Here is a 17115-nt window from a genome sequence, read left to right on the forward strand (position 1 = left end):
CAGGCCCGGCGGGCACAGGGGGCCGGCCGGCCATTGAGCGCAGCGGTTAGCGGCGGCACACTTGTCGCCAACCCCCCTGGATCACGAGACCTGCCATCCCATGTTGCCCTGGCTAGCCGAATCCCCCGTGCAGTTTCCCGACATCGCCGACGCCCTCGACGAGCCGCCGGGCCTGCTGGCCGCCGGCGGCGCCCTCACCCCCGAGTGGCTGCTGGCCGCCTACCGGCGCGGCATCTTTCCCTGGTTCAGCGACGATCAGCCGATCCTCTGGTGGTGCCCGACACCCCGTCTGGTACTGTTTCCCGAGGAGATCCGGGTGCGGCGCAGCCTCGCCAAGCGGCTGCGCAACGGCGGTTTCACGGTCAGCCGCGACCAGTGCTTCGCCGACGTCATCGCCGCCTGCGCCGCGCCACGAGATGATGCCGACGGCACCTGGATCACCGCCGCCATGCAGACCGCCTACCGACGCCTGCACGCGATGGGCCACGCGCACTCGGTGGAAGTCTGGCGTGACGGGCAGCTGGTCGGCGGCCTCTACGGCGTGGCGCTGGGACGCATGTTCTTCGGCGAGTCGATGTTCAGTCGCGAGAGCGATGCCTCCAAGGTCGCCCTGGTGCATCTGGCACGTCGGCTGCAGGCCCAGGGCGGCGGCCTGATCGACTGTCAGATGCCCACCCCTCACCTGGCCAGCCTGGGCGCCCGGGAAATCGCCCGCGAGGCATTCATCGACTATCTTGAGCAATACGCCGCCCTGCCGGCGGAATCCTGGGCACTGGCCCCGCCACCTTGTTGCCATTCGGGAGGCCGAGATCGTGAGCAGTAGTACGCCGCGGCAGCCGGCCAGGGATCTGCGCTTCTTCCTGACCGTCCCCCACGCCTGCAGTTACCTGCCCGGTCGCGAGGCGACGACGCTGTTTCTCGACCCGCAGGAATCACCCGGGCAGGGCGTCTACGACTCGCTGGCGCTGCTCGGCTTCCGGCGCAGCGGGCGCCACCTCTATCGCCCGCACTGCGAAGGCTGCAGTGCCTGCATTTCGGTGCGCATCCCGGTGGCCGACTTCGCCCCCAGCCGCACGCAGCGCAAGATCCAGCAGCGCAATGCCGATCTGGAGTGGCACGACCGGCCCGCCGTCTTCGACCCCGAACACTATGCCCTGTATGCGCGCTACATTCGCACCCGCCATGCTGACGGCGACATGTATCCGCCGAGCCACGAGCAGTATCGGACCTTCCTGACCCTGGATCATCCCTATGCGCGGCTGCTGGAGTTCCGCCTGAACGGGCAGCTGCTCGGTGTCGCCGCCATCGACACCCTCGGTCACGGCCTGTCGGCGATCTACACCTTCTTCGACCCCGATGCCGAATACGCCCGGCGCTCGCTGGGCACTCATGCCGTCCTTTACCAGATCGAGCTGGCCCGCCGCCTGGGCCTGGCGCACGTCTACCTGGGGTACTGGATCCGCGAGTCATCGAAGATGAACTACAAGCAGGCCTTCCAGCCGCTCGAGTTTCTTGATGGCCGTCACTGGCGCCGGGCGATTCCGCGGCGACAGCGCTGATTCTTTGCCTTGACGCGCGGCATGCGGCAAAATATCGGGCTATCTTGATCGATGACGGCGTCGCAGCATGCCAACGACGTCATCGTGATGACCTAGTCCACCATCGAGGGTTCGCCTATATGGCACGAGAAGATCATATCGAAATGGAAGGTGTCGTCGTCGACACGCTGCCCAACACCATGTTTCGCGTCGAGCTGGAAAACGGCCATGTCGTCACCGCACACATTTCCGGCAAGATGCGCAAGAACTACATCCGTATCCTGACCGGTGACAAGGTCAAGGTCGAACTGACGCCCTACGACCTCTCCAAGGGCCGCATCGTCTACCGTTCTCGCTGAACGCGCCTCCACCGCCCCCTTGTCGCCGCGGCAGCGTGGCGCCACAGGCCTCTGTGGTCTGACTCCACTCGACCGCGGCCAGCCGGCACTGGCGACCCGGTGTACGCCATTCTCTCCGGCACCGATGCATGACCCCGCCTGACTCGCCATGAAAAACGCCCCGTCCGAAGACGAGGCGCGGATCGTGAAGGCGGGCCCGGGGCCGAGGGCCGGCCCCTAGTCCGGATGCCGGAAGCCGACGCCGTCAGGCGACCTCGGCTTCCGTGGCCAGATGCAGCTCGTCGCCTTCCACGGTGACGTGCACCAGACCGCCGTGCTCGGCCAGCTCGCCGAACAGGATGAGTTCCGCCAGCGGCTTCTTGAGCTTCTCCTGAATCACGCGCGCCATCGGCCGTGCCCCCATCTCGGGATCGTAGCCCTTGTCGGCCAGCCAGGCCTTGGCGGCATCGTCCACGTCCAGCTGGACACGCTTCTCGTCGAGCTGGGCCTGCAGTTCGACCAGGAACTTGTCGACCACGTTGCGCACGATATCCGGGGCCAGGCCGTGGAACTGGATGATGCCGTCCAGGCGGTTGCGGAACTCCGGCGTGAAGGTCTTGCGAATCATCTCCATGCCGTCCGTGGAGTGATCCTGGGTCTGGAAGCCGATCGAGCGACGGGCAATCTGCTCGGCACCGGCATTCGAGGTCATGATCAGGATCACGTGGCGGAAGTCCGCCTCGCGGCCATTGTTGTCGGTCAGGCGGCCATGGTCCATCACCTGCAGCAGCAGGTTGAAGACCTCGGGATGCGCCTTCTCGATCTCGTCGAGCAGCAGCACGCAGTGCGGCTGCTTGGTGACCGCCTCGGTCAGCAGGCCGCCCTGATCGTAGCCGACGTAGCCGGGAGGGGCACCGATCAGCCGCGACACGGTGTGCCGTTCCATGTACTCCGACATGTCGAAGCGCACCAGCGAGATACCCATCAGCTGGGCAAGCTGGCGGGCCACCTCGGTCTTGCCGACCCCGGTCGGCCCGGCGAACAGGAAGCTGCCCACCGGCTTGTCGGGAGACTTGAGCCCCGCCCGCGAGAGCTTGATCGCCGCCGCCAGGCTGTCGATGGCCTCGTCCTGACCGAAGACCAGCATCTTCAGGTCACGGTCCAGGTTGGAGAGCAGCTTGCGATCCGACGAGGAAACGCTCTTCGGCGGAATCCGCGCGATCGACGCCACCACCGCCTCGACCTGCTCGGTGTCGATGGTCGCGACCCGCATCTCGGGCGGCAGCAGGCGCTGATGTGCGCCGGCCTCGTCGATCACGTCGATCGCCTTGTCGGGCAGGTGGCGGTCGTTGATGTAGCGGTCCGCCAGGCGCACGGCGCTGTCCAGCGCCCCGTCGGTGTACTTGAGCTGATGGTGCTCCTCGAAGCGCCCGCGCAGCCCCTTGAGGATACGGATGGTGTCCTCGACCGTGGGCTCGAGCACATCGACCTTCTGGAACCGCCGCGCCAGGGCGCGATCCTTCTCGAAGATGCCGCGGAATTCCTGGAAGGTGGTCGACCCGATGCAGCGCAGCTCGCCGGAGGAGAGCAGCGGCTTGAGCAGGTTGGAGGCATCCATCACGCCGCCGGAGGCCGCGCCGGCGCCGATCACCGTATGAATCTCGTCGATGAACAGGATGGCATTGGGCTGCTTCTTGAGCTCGGCGAGCAGCGCCTTGAGGCGCTTCTCGAAGTCGCCACGGTACTTGGTGCCGGCCAGCAACGCGCCCATGTCCAGCGCATAGACCACGGCATCGCTGATGACGTCGGGCACGTCCTCCTCGACGATGCGCTTGGCCAGCCCCTCGGCGATCGCCGTCTTGCCGACCCCGGCCTCTCCGACCAGCAGCGGGTTGTTCTTGCGCCGCCGCGCCAGGATCTGCACGGTACGCTCGAGTTCGTGATCGCGACCGATCAGGGGGTCGATCTTGCCGAGACGCGCCTGCTCGTTGAGGTTGGTCGCGTAGCCGGTCAACGGGTGGGCATTGCCTTCGCTCATACCCTCTTCCCCCTCTTCGGCTTCCTGGGACGGCGACGGGTTCTGTCCGTGGCCGGCCACCTTGGAGATGCCATGGGCTATGTAGTTGACCGCATCGACGCGGGCCACGTTCTGCTGCTTCAGGAAATAGACGGCCTGGCTTTCCTGCTCGGAGAAGATCGCCACCAGCACGTTGGCGCCGGTGACCTCGGACTTGCCGGAGGACTGCACGTGGAAGACGGCGCGCTGCAGCACACGCTGGAACCCCAGGGTCGGCTGGGTCTCGCGATCCTCCTGATCCTCGGGAATCAGCGGCGTCGTGGAGTTGATGAAGTCCTGCAGGTCGGAACGCAGCTTGTCGAGGCTGGCGCCGCAGGCACGCAGCACATCGGCGGCCGACGCATTGTCCAGCAGGGCCAGCAGCAGATGCTCGACGGTCATGAATTCATGCCGCTTGGAGCGCGCCACCGTGAAGGCCGTGTTCAGGGTGAGTTCAAGTTCTTTGCTCAGCATGGCAGTCCCCTTCTCGCCGCCTCGGGCATCGTCGGCACTTTCACAATCGGGCACTTTGGAGTCTTTCGCAACCCCTGACTGTCACGTTGCCAGGCGTCAGTCGGCCCTGTCGATGTCGCACAGCAGTGGATGCTGGCATTCTCGCGCGTATTCGTTGACCTGGTGGCTCTTGGTCTCCGCGATGTCGCGGGTATAGATGCCGCAGGTCGCCTTGCCCTGGGTATGGACCGCCATCATGATCTGCACGGCTTTCTCGTGGTCCATGTAGAAGAAGGTCTGCAGCACCTCGACGACGAATTCCATGGGCGTGTAATCGTCGTTGTGGAGCACCACCTTGTAGCGCGGCGGCTCCTCGAGTTTCGGCTCCGCCGGGCGGGTGGCGAGCTCGCCTTCGCCCTCCTCCTCGGGGCCCGGCGGTCGCGTCATCCCGGCGGTAATCGCCGCTCCCGGGATCGGCACAAGCCCCTCCTTTCCTGTCGCGAGCCATGACGCCACCGCGGTCATCGACATTGTCTCGTCTCTATTGAACATAAGAGCCAGAATCCATCTGTACAAGCCGAAAGCAGGGCGCGTGCTCCATGAACATGAGACGCGGCCACGGCTTCGGGGTTCCCTGCAAGATGCGTCCGCAACCGTCACCTTGCAAGGGGGGCAACAAAAAAACCCCGCTCGCCGAGCGAGCGGGGATTCGGGATGCTCAGCCAGCGAAGACTCAGTCCTTGACGACACCCAGGGCGTCGTTGAGCGTCTTGCTGGGACGCATGGCCTGGCTGGTCAGTGCGTAGTCGGGATGATAGTAGCCGCGGATATCCACCGGCTGACCCTGCACGCCGTTGAGCTCGGCCAGGATGGCGTCCTCGTTTTCCTCGAGCTTACGGGCCAGCTCGGCGAACTGAGCCTTGAGCTCGGCGTCGTCATCCTGGGCGGCCACGGCCTTGGCCCAGTAGAGCGCCAGGTAGAAGTGGCTGCCGCGATTGTCGATCTCGCCGACCTTGCGCGAGGGCGACTTGTTGCTGTCGAGGAACTCGCCGTTGGCCTGGTCCAGCGCCTTGGCCAGCACCCGCGCCCGGGCATTGTCGAAGGTCTTGCCCAGATGCTCGAGCGAGGCGGCCAGGGCCAGGAACTCGCCCAGCGAATCCCAGCGCAGGTGGTTCTCTTCCAGGAACTGCTGGACGTGCTTGGGCGCGCTGCCGCCCGCCCCGGTCTCGAACAGGCCACCGCCGTTCATCAGCGGCACGATGGAGAGCATCTTGGCGCTGGTACCCAGCTCCATGATCGGGAACAGGTCGGTCAGGTAGTCACGCAGCACGTTGCCGGTCACGGAGATGGTGTCCTTGCCGGCACGGATCCGCTCCAGCGAGAAGCGCATGGCGTCTTCCGGGGTCATGATGCGGATATCCAGGCCGTCGGTGTCGTGATCCTTCAGATAACGCTCGACCTTCTCGATCAGCTGGGCATCGTGACCCCGGTTGGCATCGAGCCAGAACACCGCCGGCGTCTGGCTGTCGCGGGCACGCGCCACGGCCAGCTTGACCCAGTCCTGAATGGGGGCGTCCTTGGTCTGGCACATGCGCCAGATGTCGCCCTCCTCGACCCTGTGCTCGAAGACCACATTGTCCTGGGCGTCGGTGACGCGCACGGTGCCGGCGGCCGGAATCTGGAAGGTCTTGTCGTGGGAACCGTACTCCTCGGCCTTCTGGGCCATCAGGCCGACGTTGGGCACGCTGCCCATGGTGGTCGGATCCAAGGCGCCATTCTCCTTGCAGTCCTCGATCGCCACCTGATAGATGCCGGCATAGCAGCGGTCGGGAATCACCGCCTTGGTGTCGTGCAGGGCGTCGTCGGCGCCCCACATCTTGCCCGAGTCGCGGATCATCGCCGGCATCGAGGCATCGATGATCACATCAGAGGGCACGTGCAGGTTGGTGATGCCCTTGTGCGAGTTGACCATCGCCAGTGACGGGCGCTCGGCGTACAACGCCTGGATGTCGGACTCGATGGCCTGGCGCTTGTCCTCGGCCAGCGACTGGATGGTGGCGTAGAGGTCGCCGATGCCGTTGTTGGGGTCGAAGCCGACCTGCTTGAGATCGTCGGCGTACTTGGCCAGCACCTCCTTGTAGAACTCGGAGACCACGATGCCGAACATGATCGGATCGGAAACCTTCATCATGGTCGCCTTGAGGTGCAGCGAGAACAGCACGTCCTGCGACTTGGCATCCTCGATGGCCTCGGCGACGAAGCGACGCAGCGCCTGCGAGCTCATCACCGCGGCATCGATCACCTCGCCGGCCAGTACCGGCACGGCCTCCTTGAGCACCGTGACGTTGCCGTCGGCGCCGTGAAGCGTGACCTTGACGCTGCCCTCGGCCGCCATGACCGCGGACGTCTCGCTGGCGTAGAAATCACCGTCGCTCATGTGGGAGACGTGGGAGCGGGAGTCGGCGCTCCACTCGCCCAGGCGATGCGGGTACTTGCGGGCGAAATTCTTGACCGACTGCGGCGCGCGACGATCGGAGTTGCCCTCGCGCAGCACCGGATTGACCGCACTGCCCTTGACGCGGTCGTAGCGCGCCTTGATGTCGCGCTCGGTATCGTCACGGGGGTCTTCCGGGTAGTCGGGCAGCTTGTAGCCCTGGGACTGCAGTTCCTTGATGGCCGCCTTGAGCTGGGGCACGGAAGCGCTGATGTTGGGCAGCTTGATGATGTTGGCTTCCGGCGCCTTGGTCAGCTCGCCCAGCTCGGCCAGGTCATCGGCGATGCGCTGTTCCTCGCTGAGGTAGTCGGGAAACAGGGAAATGATGCGACCCGCCAGAGAGATGTCGCGCGTCTCGACGTCGATGCCGGCCGGGTCGGTGAAGGCGTCGATGATCGGCAACAGGGAATGGGTCGCCAGTGCCGGGGCCTCGTCGGTGAGCGTGTAGATGATCTTCGGCGATTTGGACATCGTTGCGTTAACCTCTCTGTGTCGCTGCGATTGCAAGAAAGCGGCGTCGCTGCCAACCGGGCCCGCGGCCCCCGACATCACCGGCGAGCGGCCGGCCCGATTGCGGTAGACTGGGTGGGCGCCCGGGCCACCCCGTCGAGCGGGCGTCCGGAGATGCCCCGGTTCGCGGTTCGGCGCTGGTATCCCTGCGGTCGGGCCGCAGTATAACAGTGCCGGCCCGGGTCCGCATGAACAATGTCGACAATTCTCCGAGCAACGAGCCGCCCCCGCCATGAGCGCCCTCTATCTGCTGCACAAGCCCTACCGCATGCTCTCGCAGTTCACCGACGAACGCGGACGAGCAACCCTGGCCGAGGCCATCGACGTGCCCGGCATCTATGCCGCCGGCCGACTCGACTACGATTCCGAGGGCCTGCTGCTGCTCACCGACGACGGTGCCCTGATCCAGCGCATCAGCCACCCGCGCCACAAGCAGCCCAAGACCTACTGGGTCCAGGTCGAGGGCACGCCGGACGACGACGCTCTCGAGGCCCTGCGCCGCGGCGTGACCCTCAATGACGGACCCACCCGCCCCGCCCGGGTGAAGCGGCTGGCCGCGCCGGAGGTGGCGCCGCGCGACCCGCCGATCCGCCAGCGTGCCGGCATCCCCACCCGCTGGCTCGAACTGACCATCGACGAGGGCCGCAATCGCCAGGTCCGGCGCATGACGGCCCATGTCGGCCACCCCACCCTGCGCCTGATCCGCGTGGCGATCGGCCCCTGGCGGCTCGACGGCCTGGCACCGGGGCAGTGGCGCAAGGAAACCCTGCATGCCCCGGCGACGCCACGGTCGCGCCCCCCGGGCAAGCGAGCCCCGGACACCCGCCGGCGGAGGTCGCGCTCATGAGCCGCTGGTCCCCGCGCGTCACCGTCGCCACGGTGATCCCCCGTGACGACCGCTTCCTGCTGGTGGAGGAGGACCGCGGCGGCCCGGCCAGCCAGTTCAACCAGCCCGCCGGCCACCTGGAGCCGGGCGAGCGCCTGATCGAGGCCGCACGTCGCGAGACCCGCGAGGAAACCGCCTGGGACGTGGCCATCACCGCTTATCTGGGGCTGTACATCTTCACCGCCGCCGACGGCCTGGTCTTTCACAGCCACGGCTTCATCGCCCGGCCCCGGGCCGCGCACGAGACACCGCTCGATGATGGCATCCTCGGCGCGCACTGGCTGCGTCCCGAGGAGATCGAGTCCCTGGCGCAGGAGGGGCGCCTGCGCAGCCCGCTGGTGCTCACCCGGATCCGCGACTATCGCGCGGGGCGGCGCTTCCCGCTGTCGGTCATCCACGAAGGCTGACGCTCGAAGCCCGCGTCCGGTTTCGGGTATAATCCGCGCCACTGCGATTCACCCCTGTTCCACTCGAGGGACGTTATGCCCCAAGCTACGGCGCCTTCAGCCACCGGCAAGGTCATCGTCGGCATGTCCGGCGGTGTCGACTCCTCCGTCTCGGCCCTGTTGCTGCTCGAACAGGGCTATCGGGTCGAGGGCCTGTTCATGAAGAACTGGGACGAGGACGACGGCACCGAATACTGCACCGCGAAGGAAGACCTGGCGGACGCCCAGGCGGTGTGCGACAAGCTGGGCATCCCCCTGCACACCGCCAATTTCGCCGCCGAGTACTGGGACAACGTCTTCGAGCACTTCCTCGCCGAGTATCGCGCCGGGCGCACCCCCAACCCGGATGTGCTGTGCAACCGCGAGATCAAGTTCAAGGTGTTTCTCGAATACGCCGAGATGCTGGGTGCCGAGGCAATCGCCACCGGCCACTACGTGCGCCGCGGCGAGCGCGACGGTCGGGCGCGCCTGCTCAAGGGACTCGATGCCAACAAGGACCAGAGCTATTTCCTGCACGCCGTGCCCGAGGCCGCGATCGCCCGCACCCTGTTCCCGGTCGGCGAGCTGGAAAAGCCCCGGGTGCGCGAGCTCGCCGAGCGCCATGACCTGGTCACCGCGCGCAAGAAGGATTCCACCGGCATCTGCTTCATCGGCGAGCGCCGCTTCCGCGACTTCCTGCAGCAGTACCTGCCGGCCCAGCCGGGACGCATCGAGACCCCCGAGGGCGACGACATCGGCGAGCACATGGGGCTGATGTACTACACCCTCGGCCAGCGCCAGGGGCTGGGCATCGGCGGGCTGGCCGACTATCCGGACGCGCCCTGGTACGTCGCCGACAAGGACCTCGAGCGCAACGTGCTGATCGTGGTCCAGGGCAAGCACCATCCGCTGCTGTACAGCGATGCGCTGGTCACCGAGGCGATGGACTGGATCGCCGGGCAGCCACCGGCCGCCGAGGCACGTCTCACCGCCAAGACCCGCTACCGCCAGACCGACGTGCCCTGCCGCATGCGCACCCGCGACGATGGCGGCGTGGAGGTTCACTTCGACGAGCCGCAGCGCGCGGTGACGCCGGGCCAGTCGCTGGTGCTCTACGACGACGACGTCTGCCTCGGCGGCGGCGTGATTCGCGACACCTGGCAACGGGAGACGCTGGCCGCATGAACGCCACCCCGATCCACACGGCCCCCGACGACCCCGTGTCACGACAGACCCTGGCCCTGGCCGGGGTCTTCCAGGCCGCCGCCCTGGTCGACCAGCTGGCCCGTCAGGGGCAGTGCGACGCGCGGGCCTGGGACACCCAGCTGCGGGCCACGCTGGATACCAACCCCGCCTCCTTCGAGGCCATCTACGGCGGCCACCCCAACAACCTGCGCCTGGGGCTGGACGTGCTCGAGGCCATCGTCGCTCGCCAGCGCACCGACCCCAACGTGCTGCGCTACGGCTTCACGCTGCTGATGCTGATGCAGAAGCTGCGCCAGCAGGACGCCATGATGGACACCCTGGGCGAGCGGCTGAGCCGCATCCAGGGGCAGGCCGAGCACTTCGGCGAGACCCACGAGAACGTGGTGGCCAGCCTCGGCGAGCTCTATCAGGACACCATCTCGACCTTCCGCCAGCGCATCGTGGTCCAGGGCGAGCCCAGCCTGCTGCAGCAGCGCATGATGCCCGAGCGCGTCCGCACCGCCCTGCTCTCCGGCATCCGCTTCGCCCTGCTCTGGCACCAGCAGGGCGGCCGCCGCTGGAAGCTGCTGTTCCAGCGCGGCGCCATGCGCAAGGCCCTGGAGCAGTGGCGCTGAACACGCCTTTTCGCCAACCGTTTGGCGCCGCCGTCACGGCGCCCCGAGATACCGGACGATACCATGCAGCTCTCTCCGCTCACCGCCCTTTCCCCCGTCGACGGCCGCTACGCCTCCAAGGCCGAGCCGCTGCGCGAGCACTTCAGTGAATTCGGCCTGATCCGCGCCCGCGTCACCGTCGAGGTCCGCTGGCTGGAGCGCCTCGCCGCGCACCCGCAGATCACCGAGGTCCCGCCCCTGTCGGCCGAGGCCACGGCCTTTCTCGGCCGGCTCGTCGATGAGTTCTCGGTCGCCGATGCCGAGCGCATCAAGGAGATCGAGCGCACCACCAACCATGACGTCAAGGCGGTGGAATACTTCCTCAAGGAGCAGGTCGCCGGGGTTCCCGAGCTGCACGCGGTCACCGAGTTCATCCACTTCGCCTGCACCAGCGAGGACATCAACAACCTCTCCTACGGGGTGATGCTGCGCGACGGGCTCGACGCCCTGCTGCCGACCCTGCGCGAGGTGGCCGCCGCCGTCGAGCGCCTGGCTCACGAGCACGCCGACCAGCCGATGCTCTCGCGCACCCATGGCCAGACCGCCAGCCCCACCACCCTGGGCAAGGAGATGGCCAACGTCGCCTATCGCCTGAAGCGCCAGCTCCGCCAGATCGAGGCCGCCGAGATCCTCGGCAAGATCAACGGCGCGGTGGGCAACTACAACGCCCATCTGGCCACCTACCCGGAGATCGACTGGGCGGAAAACGCGCGCCTCTTCGTCGAGGGCCTGGGGCTGACCTTCAACCCCTATACCACCCAGATCGAACCCCACGACTACATCGCCGAGCTGTTCGACGCCGTCTGCCGCTTCAACACCATCCTCATCGACTTCGACCGCGACGTCTGGGGCTACATCTCGCTGGGCTACTTCAAGCAGCGCACCGTCGCCGGCGAGATCGGCTCCTCGACCATGCCGCACAAGGTCAACCCGATCGACTTCGAGAACTCCGAGGGCAACCTGGGGCTGGCCAACGCCCTGCTCACCCATCTGGCGCAGAAGCTGCCGATCTCGCGCTGGCAGCGTGACCTCACCGATTCCACGGTGCTGCGCAACCTGGGCGTGGGCCTGGCCTACGGGCTGATCGCCTACCAGGCGACGCTCAAGGGCGTCGGCAAGCTCGAGGCCAACCCGGCGCGCCTGGCCGAGGACCTCGACAACAGCTGGGAAGTGCTGGCCGAGCCGATCCAGACGGTGATGCGCCGCTACGGCATCGAGAAGCCCTACGAGAAGCTCAAGGAGCTGACCCGCGGCAAGCGCATCGACCAGGCCGGCTTCGCCGCCTTCATCGACACACTGGAACTGCCCGAGGCGGTCAAGGCCGAGCTCAAGGCGCTCTCGCCGGCCACCTATGTGGGCAACGCCGCGGAGCAGGCGCGCCAGCTGTAAGCGCCGAGCGCCGAGCGCCGAGCGCCGAGCGCCGAGCGCCAGTATGGTAAGCGGCGCCGGGAACAGGCCTGAAGAGGGTCTTTTTCCAGGGATGGAAAAAGTAGCGCCCAGGGAAGGGTTCACAGCGCCCTCGTACAGGCCGGTTGCCGGAAAAGCCGCGACTCGAAGCCACCGCTACCCGTCCCGCGACTTCAGCATTTCGTCAAGAGGTGGTACCCATGTCCCCCGATACCCCGCTTACCCTGCTCGGCGGCCGCTCGGCCCGCGATTTCCTGCGCGAGTACTGGCAGAAGAAACCCCTGCTGATCCGCGGCGCCCTGCCCGACTTCATCTCGCCGCTCGCCCCCGAGGAACTCGCCGGCCTGGCCTGCGAGGAGGGCGTCGAGGCTCGCCTGGTCGAGGAACACGGCCGGGCCGACGACGGTTCGCCACGCCCCTGGAAAGTCAGCCACGGCCCCTTCGACGACGCCACCTTCGCCCGCCTGCCCGAGCGGGACTGGACGCTGCTGGTCCAGGCGGTGGATCACTACGTGCCCGAGGTCGACGCCCTGCTCGCCCGGTTCCACTTCCTGCCGCGCTGGCGGCTCGACGACGTCATGGTCAGCTACGCGCCGCCGGGCGGCAGCGTGGGCCCGCATGTCGATCAGTACGACGTCTTCCTGCTCCAGGGCAGCGGGATCCGCCGCTGGCAGCTCGGCGGCGTGGCGGGCGACGACGCGCCGATCCTCGAGGGCATCGACCTGAAGATCCTCGAGCGCTTCACGGTCGAACCCGGGCAGGACTGGCGCCTGGAACCCGGCGACATGCTCTACCTGCCCCCCGGCATCGCCCACCACGGCGTCAGCGAATCCGCGGACTGCATGACCTACTCGGTGGGCTTCCGGGCGCTGTCGGCCGACGAGTCGATCACCTCGTTCGCCGACTATCTCGGCGAGCAGCTGCCCGACTCGCTGCGCTACGCGGACCCGGACCTGACGCCGGCGGCCCATCCCGGCGAGATCGACGATGCGGCACTGGCCCGCATGCGCACCCTGATCCTCGAGACCCTGGATGATCCGGCGCAGCTGCTTCAGTGGTTCGGCCGGGCGATGACCCAGCCCAAGTACCCGGACCACCCGCTCGCCGCCGAGGCTCCGACGGACGGCGACACCCTTGTCGCGGCACTACACGCCGGGATCACGCTCGAGCGCACCCCGGGCTCGCGCTTCGCCTGCCGGGATCTCGGCGAGGGGCGCGCCACCCTGTTCGTCGACGGCGATGCCGTCAGCTGCGACGCTCGCCTGGCCCGCCACCTCGCCGGCGACGCTCCGCTCGATGCCGAGCTGCTGGCCTTCCCCGAGGCGACCGGGATCGTGACCGGCCTGCTCGACCGCGGCAGCCTGGGCTGGCCGGACGAGCCGGAAGACGACGTGGAGGACACATGAGCGAGGCGAGCCTGCATATCGAACGCGGCGACTGGCAACGCCTGGGGCCGCTGGCCGGCGACATTCGTCGACGGGTGTTTATCGACGAGCAGGCGGTCCCCGAGGACGAGGAATGGGACGGGCGTGATCCGGACTGCCTGCACTTCCTCGCCTGGCTTGACGCCACGCCCGTAGGCACCGCCCGTCTGCTGCCCGACGGCCATGTCGGGCGGGTCGCCGTGCTCCCCGCCGGCCGCGGGCAGGGCATCGGGCTGGCGCTGATGCGCGAGACCATCCGCGCCGCCCGCGACCAGGGCCACACCCACGTCGAACTGGCCGCGCAGATTCAGGCGCTGGATTTCTATCGCCGCCTGGGTTTCGAGGCCTACGGCGGCACTTTCCTCGACGCCGGCATTTTGCACCGCAATATGCGCCTGGTGCTGAGCGACTGATTTTCCGACGGTTTTCCCCACCCGCGAAAATCGACTACAGAAATCACGTAATTTGCCGGCTTCTGTAGTCATACTACAACCCGCCTTCCCCCCAAGTGATGATTGTTGAGCCCCGTGGTTGTGGGCCATATTGCATTGCAAGACAAGATTAAAACGATCGTTTTACGACCATCATGTAGTGACCGATCGCCACCGATATCTTGTCACGGGTCGCCGCCAGAGACCCGAAGACGGCAAGGCGTCACCGCCGAAAAACCACCGCGAATTTCGCGGCTGCAGCATGCCGGCACCGACGCCACTCCAGCTCACGACGACAGGCCGCAAGGCCGCCACCGACGAGGATGCGCCATGACCCGCTATCAGGACACGCTCACCACGTTCAGCCAGCTGCGCGACCAGCAGGGCGGCAAGTGGGACAACATCAACCCCGAGTACGCCACCCGCATGCGGCTGCAGAACCGCTTTCGCACGGGGCTGGACATTGCCCGCTACACGGCGGGCGTCATGCGCCGCGACATGGCCGAGTACGATGCCGACCCCAGCCGCTACACCCAGTCGCTGGGGTGCTGGCACGGCTTCATCGGCCAGCAGAAGATGCTCGCCGTCAAGCGCCATCACGGCACCACCGCCAAGCGCTATCTCTACCTTTCCGGCTGGATGGTCGCCGCCATGCGCAGCCAGTTCGGCCCCCTGCCCGACCAGTCGATGCACGAGAAGACCGCCGTCCCGGCACTGATCGAGGAGCTCTATACCTTCCTGCGCCAGGCGGACGCCCGCGAACTCGGTCACCTGTTCCGCGAGCTCGATGCCGCCCGCGCCAAGGGCGACGAGGTCGCCGCCAAGGCCGCACAGGAGCGCATCGACAGCTTCGAGACCCACGTGGTGCCGATCATCGCCGACATCGACGCCGGGTTCGGCAACGAGGAGGCCACCTACCTGTTGGCCAGGCGCATGATCGAGGCCGGCGCCTGCTGCATCCAGATCGAGAACCAGGTCTCCGACGCCAAGCAGTGCGGCCACCAGGACGGCAAGGTCACGGTGCCCCACGAGGACTTCATCGCCAAGCTCAATGCGGTGCGCTATGCCTTCCTCGAACTGGGCGTGGAGGACGGCGTGATCGTCGCCCGTACCGACTCCCTAGGCGCCGGCCTGACCCAGAAGATACCGGTCAGCCAGGAACCCGGCGATCTGGCCTGGCAGTACAACAGCTTCCTCAACACCGTACCGGTGGCCAGCGCCGAGGATATCGACGAGGGCGACACCGTGATCAAGATCGACGGTGAACTGCGCAAGCCGCTGCGACTGGCCAACGGCCTGTATCGTTTCCGCCCCGACACCGGCGAGGACCGGGTGGTTCTTGACTGCATCACCGCCCTGCAGAACGGCGCCGACCTGCTGTGGATCGAGACCGAAAAACCCCATGTGGGCCAGATCGCGGGCATGGTCGAGCGTATCCGCGAGGTGGTGCCGGACGCCAAGCTGGTCTACAACAACTCGCCGTCGTTCAACTGGACGCTCAACTTCCGCCAGCAGGTGTTCGACGCCTGGGAGCAGGAAGGCAAGGACCTCTCGGCCTACGATCGCAGCCAGCTGATGAGTGCCGAGTACGACGCCACGGCGCTGGCTGAGCTGGCCGACGAGTGGACCCGCGACTTCCAGCGCAAGGGGTCACGGGAAGCCGGCATCTTCCATCACTTGATCACCCTGCCCACCTACCACACCGCGGCACTGTCCACCGACAACCTGGCGCGGGGCTATTTCGGCGAAGAGGGCATGCTGGCCTACGTGACCGGCGTGCAGCGCCAGGAGATCCGCCAGGGCCTGGCCTGCGTCAAGCATCAGGACATGGCCGGCTCCAACCTCGGCGACGATCACAAGGAGTACTTCTCCGGCGAGGGGGCCCTGAAGGCCGGCGGCCAGGCCAATACCATGAACCAGTTCGGCTGATCGCACCGCCGCGCACCGCAATGCCCCGCGGGGAGGCCCAGGCCTCCCCGCGCTTGCGTTTTCGCCCGAGGGCTCCACTACACTAATCGCAACACGGCACCTTTACCCGGCACCATGGTCAAACCCGCGGATGCCGGTTAGACTGGGTTATCAAACAGTGTTTTCAAAGCGAGAGGGAGAACTGGCAATGAAGCTGACGCGTTACCTGCCTGTACTGGCGCTGGGCCTTCTGACCCTGGGCGGCTGCGCCAACAGTGATCTCTATTCGGGCGATGTCTACCGAGGCAGTCAGGCCAAGACCGGCCAGACCGTCACCTACGGCACCATCGTCTCGGTACGTCCCGTGCGTATCCAGGCGGACGATCAGGGCAGCGGCCTCATCGGCGGGGTCGGTGGCGCGGTGATCGGCGGCCTGCTCGGCCACCAGATCGGCGGCGGCTCGGGACGTGACATCGCCACCGCGGCCGGGGCCATCGGCGGCAGTGTAGCCGGCAAGAAGATCGAGGATCGCGCCAATCAGGTCAACGCCTACGAGCTGGAAGTGCGGCGCGACAGCGGCGACACGGTGGTGGTGGTGCAGAAGGCCGATCGCAACTGGCAGGTCGGCCAGCGGGTCAAGCTGGTCGGTAGTGGTTCCAGCATGAGTGTTGCCCCCTACTGACGCGAGCGAGGGCGAATCGACGGAATCAGCCATTCAGCCCCCGGCGCCGCAAGGCGCCGGGGGTCTTGCATTGTCCGGCCGTCAGCGCCGGGCGATGATCCAGACCGCATGCACGATGCCGGGAATGTAGCCCAGCAGCGTCAGCAGAATGTTCAGCCAGAAGTGCAGACCGAAGCCGACCTGCAGGAATACCCCGACGGGCGGCAGAATGATGGCCAGAATGATGCGAATCACGTCCATGCGTTTACCTCTCTCCTTTCCTTGGTGATCAGGCCCCGTTGCCGGTGCCCTCGTCGTCGTCCCGGGGCGTTGCGGCGTCGCGAGCGCCATGCCCATGCGCCGTCGGGTCAATCTTGCGCGCCAGCTGGTCAGCGCCGCCGGCCAGCTGATCATGGTAACGCTCCCAGTCTTCCCAGTCGTGGGGCGTACCGGTACGCGGCCGTTGGGCCCCGGCCTGACGCGCCCGCTCCCAGGCCAGCTCCTCCAGGGTGTTGGGGCGATCCTCCTCGCGATCCAGGCTCACGCCCTGTCTGGCGAGATACTCTCGAGCATCCATGGTGACCTCCTCGTTCGGGGCGGCCTTGCACGCCACCGCCCCGACCATCAAAAATAGCTATTAAAACTTTTCAACCAATCAAATTCCTTGGCGACAGCTCTCCCGACATACTGACTTCACCCAGGATATACAGTGGTGGCGGCACACC

General features: G+C 66.8%; 17 protein-coding genes. 12 read left to right on the forward strand and 5 right to left on the reverse strand.

The features are described 5' to 3' along the window. Positions 1–100 precede the first annotated feature (100 nt). From aat to infA, 3 genes are all read left to right on the forward strand, one after another. A complete protein-coding gene (aat, locus tag G7A98_RS00160; protein WP_163647473.1) occupies positions 101–823 on the forward strand; it encodes a leucyl/phenylalanyl-tRNA--protein transferase in 723 nt (240 codons plus the stop codon). Then, positions 813–1559 (forward strand): arginyltransferase, encoded by a 747-nt coding sequence (locus G7A98_RS00165; RefSeq protein ID WP_163647474.1) that lies wholly within the window; start codon positions 813–815, stop codon positions 1557–1559. Before aat ends, G7A98_RS00165 begins: the two co-directional genes overlap by 11 nt. Before the next feature lie 119 nt (positions 1560–1678). After that, the gene (infA, locus tag G7A98_RS00170) at positions 1679–1897 is read left to right on the forward strand and encodes a translation initiation factor IF-1 (RefSeq protein ID WP_013332816.1); all 219 of its coding nucleotides are present in this window, start codon (positions 1679–1681) and stop codon (positions 1895–1897) included. A 244-nt stretch (positions 1898–2141) separates the two neighbouring features. Here the strand turns inward: infA and clpA are convergent, their stop codons facing one another. From clpA to G7A98_RS00185, 3 genes are all read right to left on the reverse strand, one after another. After that, entirely contained in the window at positions 2142–4406 is a 2265-nt protein-coding gene (gene clpA / locus G7A98_RS00175; RefSeq protein ID WP_163647475.1) for an ATP-dependent Clp protease ATP-binding subunit ClpA, read from the reverse strand. Positions 4407–4502: 96 nt separating this feature from the next. Beyond that, complete coding sequence (gene clpS / locus G7A98_RS00180) at positions 4503–4832, reverse strand: ATP-dependent Clp protease adapter ClpS (protein WP_224421403.1); 330 nt, start codon at positions 4830–4832, stop codon at positions 4503–4505. A gap of 286 nt (positions 4833–5118) precedes the next feature. After that, positions 5119–7350 (reverse strand): NADP-dependent isocitrate dehydrogenase, encoded by a 2232-nt coding sequence (locus G7A98_RS00185; protein WP_163647476.1) that lies wholly within the window; start codon positions 7348–7350, stop codon positions 5119–5121. A 271-nt stretch (positions 7351–7621) separates the two neighbouring features. On the opposite strand from G7A98_RS00185, the gene G7A98_RS00190 reads away from it, so the two are divergent. The 9 genes from G7A98_RS00190 (at position 7622) to G7A98_RS00230 (ending at position 16411) form a co-directional block, all read left to right on the forward strand. Then, positions 7622–8236, forward strand: a complete 615-nt coding sequence (locus G7A98_RS00190) for a pseudouridine synthase (protein WP_163647477.1) — start codon at positions 7622–7624, stop codon at positions 8234–8236. Further along, positions 8233–8682 (forward strand): NUDIX hydrolase, encoded by a 450-nt coding sequence (locus G7A98_RS00195; protein ID WP_163647478.1) that lies wholly within the window; start codon positions 8233–8235, stop codon positions 8680–8682. The genes G7A98_RS00190 and G7A98_RS00195 overlap by 4 nt, the downstream gene beginning before the upstream one ends. Before the next feature lie 75 nt (positions 8683–8757). Continuing rightward, entirely contained in the window at positions 8758–9885 is a 1128-nt protein-coding gene (mnmA, locus tag G7A98_RS00200; protein ID WP_163647479.1) for a tRNA 2-thiouridine(34) synthase MnmA, read from the forward strand. Next, a complete protein-coding gene (gene hflD, locus G7A98_RS00205; protein WP_163647480.1) occupies positions 9882–10520 on the forward strand; it encodes a high frequency lysogenization protein HflD in 639 nt (212 codons plus the stop codon). The genes mnmA and hflD overlap by 4 nt, the downstream gene beginning before the upstream one ends. 63 nt (positions 10521–10583) lie before the next feature. Continuing rightward, positions 10584–11948, forward strand: a complete 1365-nt coding sequence (gene purB / locus G7A98_RS00210; protein ID WP_163647481.1) for an adenylosuccinate lyase — start codon at positions 10584–10586, stop codon at positions 11946–11948. Between the two features lie 218 nt (positions 11949–12166). Continuing rightward, the gene (locus G7A98_RS00215) at positions 12167–13372 is read left to right on the forward strand and encodes a cupin domain-containing protein (RefSeq protein ID WP_163647482.1); all 1206 of its coding nucleotides are present in this window, start codon (positions 12167–12169) and stop codon (positions 13370–13372) included. Continuing rightward, on the forward strand, positions 13369–13803 hold the full coding sequence (locus G7A98_RS00220; protein ID WP_163647483.1) for a GNAT family N-acetyltransferase: 435 nt from the start codon (positions 13369–13371) through the stop codon (positions 13801–13803). Before G7A98_RS00215 ends, G7A98_RS00220 begins: the two co-directional genes overlap by 4 nt. 348 nt (positions 13804–14151) lie before the next feature. Then, positions 14152–15750, forward strand: a complete 1599-nt coding sequence (locus G7A98_RS00225) for an isocitrate lyase (RefSeq protein WP_163647484.1) — start codon at positions 14152–14154, stop codon at positions 15748–15750. A 193-nt stretch (positions 15751–15943) separates the two neighbouring features. Next, complete coding sequence (locus G7A98_RS00230) at positions 15944–16411, forward strand: glycine zipper 2TM domain-containing protein (protein ID WP_163647799.1); 468 nt, start codon at positions 15944–15946, stop codon at positions 16409–16411. A gap of 81 nt (positions 16412–16492) precedes the next feature. Here G7A98_RS00230 and G7A98_RS00235 read toward each other — a convergent pair whose 3' ends face one another. Both G7A98_RS00235 and G7A98_RS00240 read right to left on the reverse strand, forming a co-directional pair. Further along, positions 16493–16651, reverse strand: coding sequence for a YqaE/Pmp3 family membrane protein (locus tag G7A98_RS00235; protein ID WP_163647485.1), 159 nt, complete (start codon positions 16649–16651; stop codon positions 16493–16495). Between the two features lie 28 nt (positions 16652–16679). Then, positions 16680–16967 (reverse strand): hypothetical protein, encoded by a 288-nt coding sequence (locus G7A98_RS00240; RefSeq protein ID WP_163647486.1) that lies wholly within the window; start codon positions 16965–16967, stop codon positions 16680–16682. Positions 16968–17115: the final 148 nt, after the last annotated feature.

It is taken from the genome of Modicisalibacter sp. 'Wilcox' (genome assembly GCF_010993675.1).
GTDB classification, from domain to species: Bacteria; Pseudomonadota; Gammaproteobacteria; order Pseudomonadales; family Halomonadaceae; genus Modicisalibacter; species Modicisalibacter tunisiensis.

Coding starts and splice junctions, on each gene's coding strand:
- aat (WP_163647473.1), top strand. CDS start 101: ATGTTGCCCTGGCTAGCCGAATCCCCCGTGCAGTTTCCCGACATCGCC.
- infA (WP_013332816.1), top strand. CDS start 1,679: ATGGCACGAGAAGATCATATCGAAATGGAAGGTGTCGTCGTCGACACG.
- clpA (WP_163647475.1), bottom strand. CDS start 4,406: ATGCTGAGCAAAGAACTTGAACTCACCCTGAACACGGCCTTCACGGTG.
- clpS (WP_224421403.1), bottom strand. CDS start 4,832: ATGACGCGACCGCCGGGCCCCGAGGAGGAGGGCGAAGGCGAGCTCGCC.
- G7A98_RS00185 (WP_163647476.1), bottom strand. CDS start 7,350: ATGTCCAAATCGCCGAAGATCATCTACACGCTCACCGACGAGGCCCCG.
- G7A98_RS00190 (WP_163647477.1), top strand. CDS start 7,622: ATGAGCGCCCTCTATCTGCTGCACAAGCCCTACCGCATGCTCTCGCAG.
- G7A98_RS00195 (WP_163647478.1), top strand. CDS start 8,233: ATGAGCCGCTGGTCCCCGCGCGTCACCGTCGCCACGGTGATCCCCCGT.
- mnmA (WP_163647479.1), top strand. CDS start 8,758: ATGCCCCAAGCTACGGCGCCTTCAGCCACCGGCAAGGTCATCGTCGGC.
- hflD (WP_163647480.1), top strand. CDS start 9,882: ATGAACGCCACCCCGATCCACACGGCCCCCGACGACCCCGTGTCACGA.
- purB (WP_163647481.1), top strand. CDS start 10,584: ATGCAGCTCTCTCCGCTCACCGCCCTTTCCCCCGTCGACGGCCGCTAC.
- G7A98_RS00215 (WP_163647482.1), top strand. CDS start 12,167: ATGTCCCCCGATACCCCGCTTACCCTGCTCGGCGGCCGCTCGGCCCGC.
- G7A98_RS00220 (WP_163647483.1), top strand. CDS start 13,369: ATGAGCGAGGCGAGCCTGCATATCGAACGCGGCGACTGGCAACGCCTG.
- G7A98_RS00225 (WP_163647484.1), top strand. CDS start 14,152: ATGACCCGCTATCAGGACACGCTCACCACGTTCAGCCAGCTGCGCGAC.
- G7A98_RS00235 (WP_163647485.1), bottom strand. CDS start 16,651: ATGGACGTGATTCGCATCATTCTGGCCATCATTCTGCCGCCCGTCGGG.
- G7A98_RS00240 (WP_163647486.1), bottom strand. CDS start 16,967: ATGGATGCTCGAGAGTATCTCGCCAGACAGGGCGTGAGCCTGGATCGC.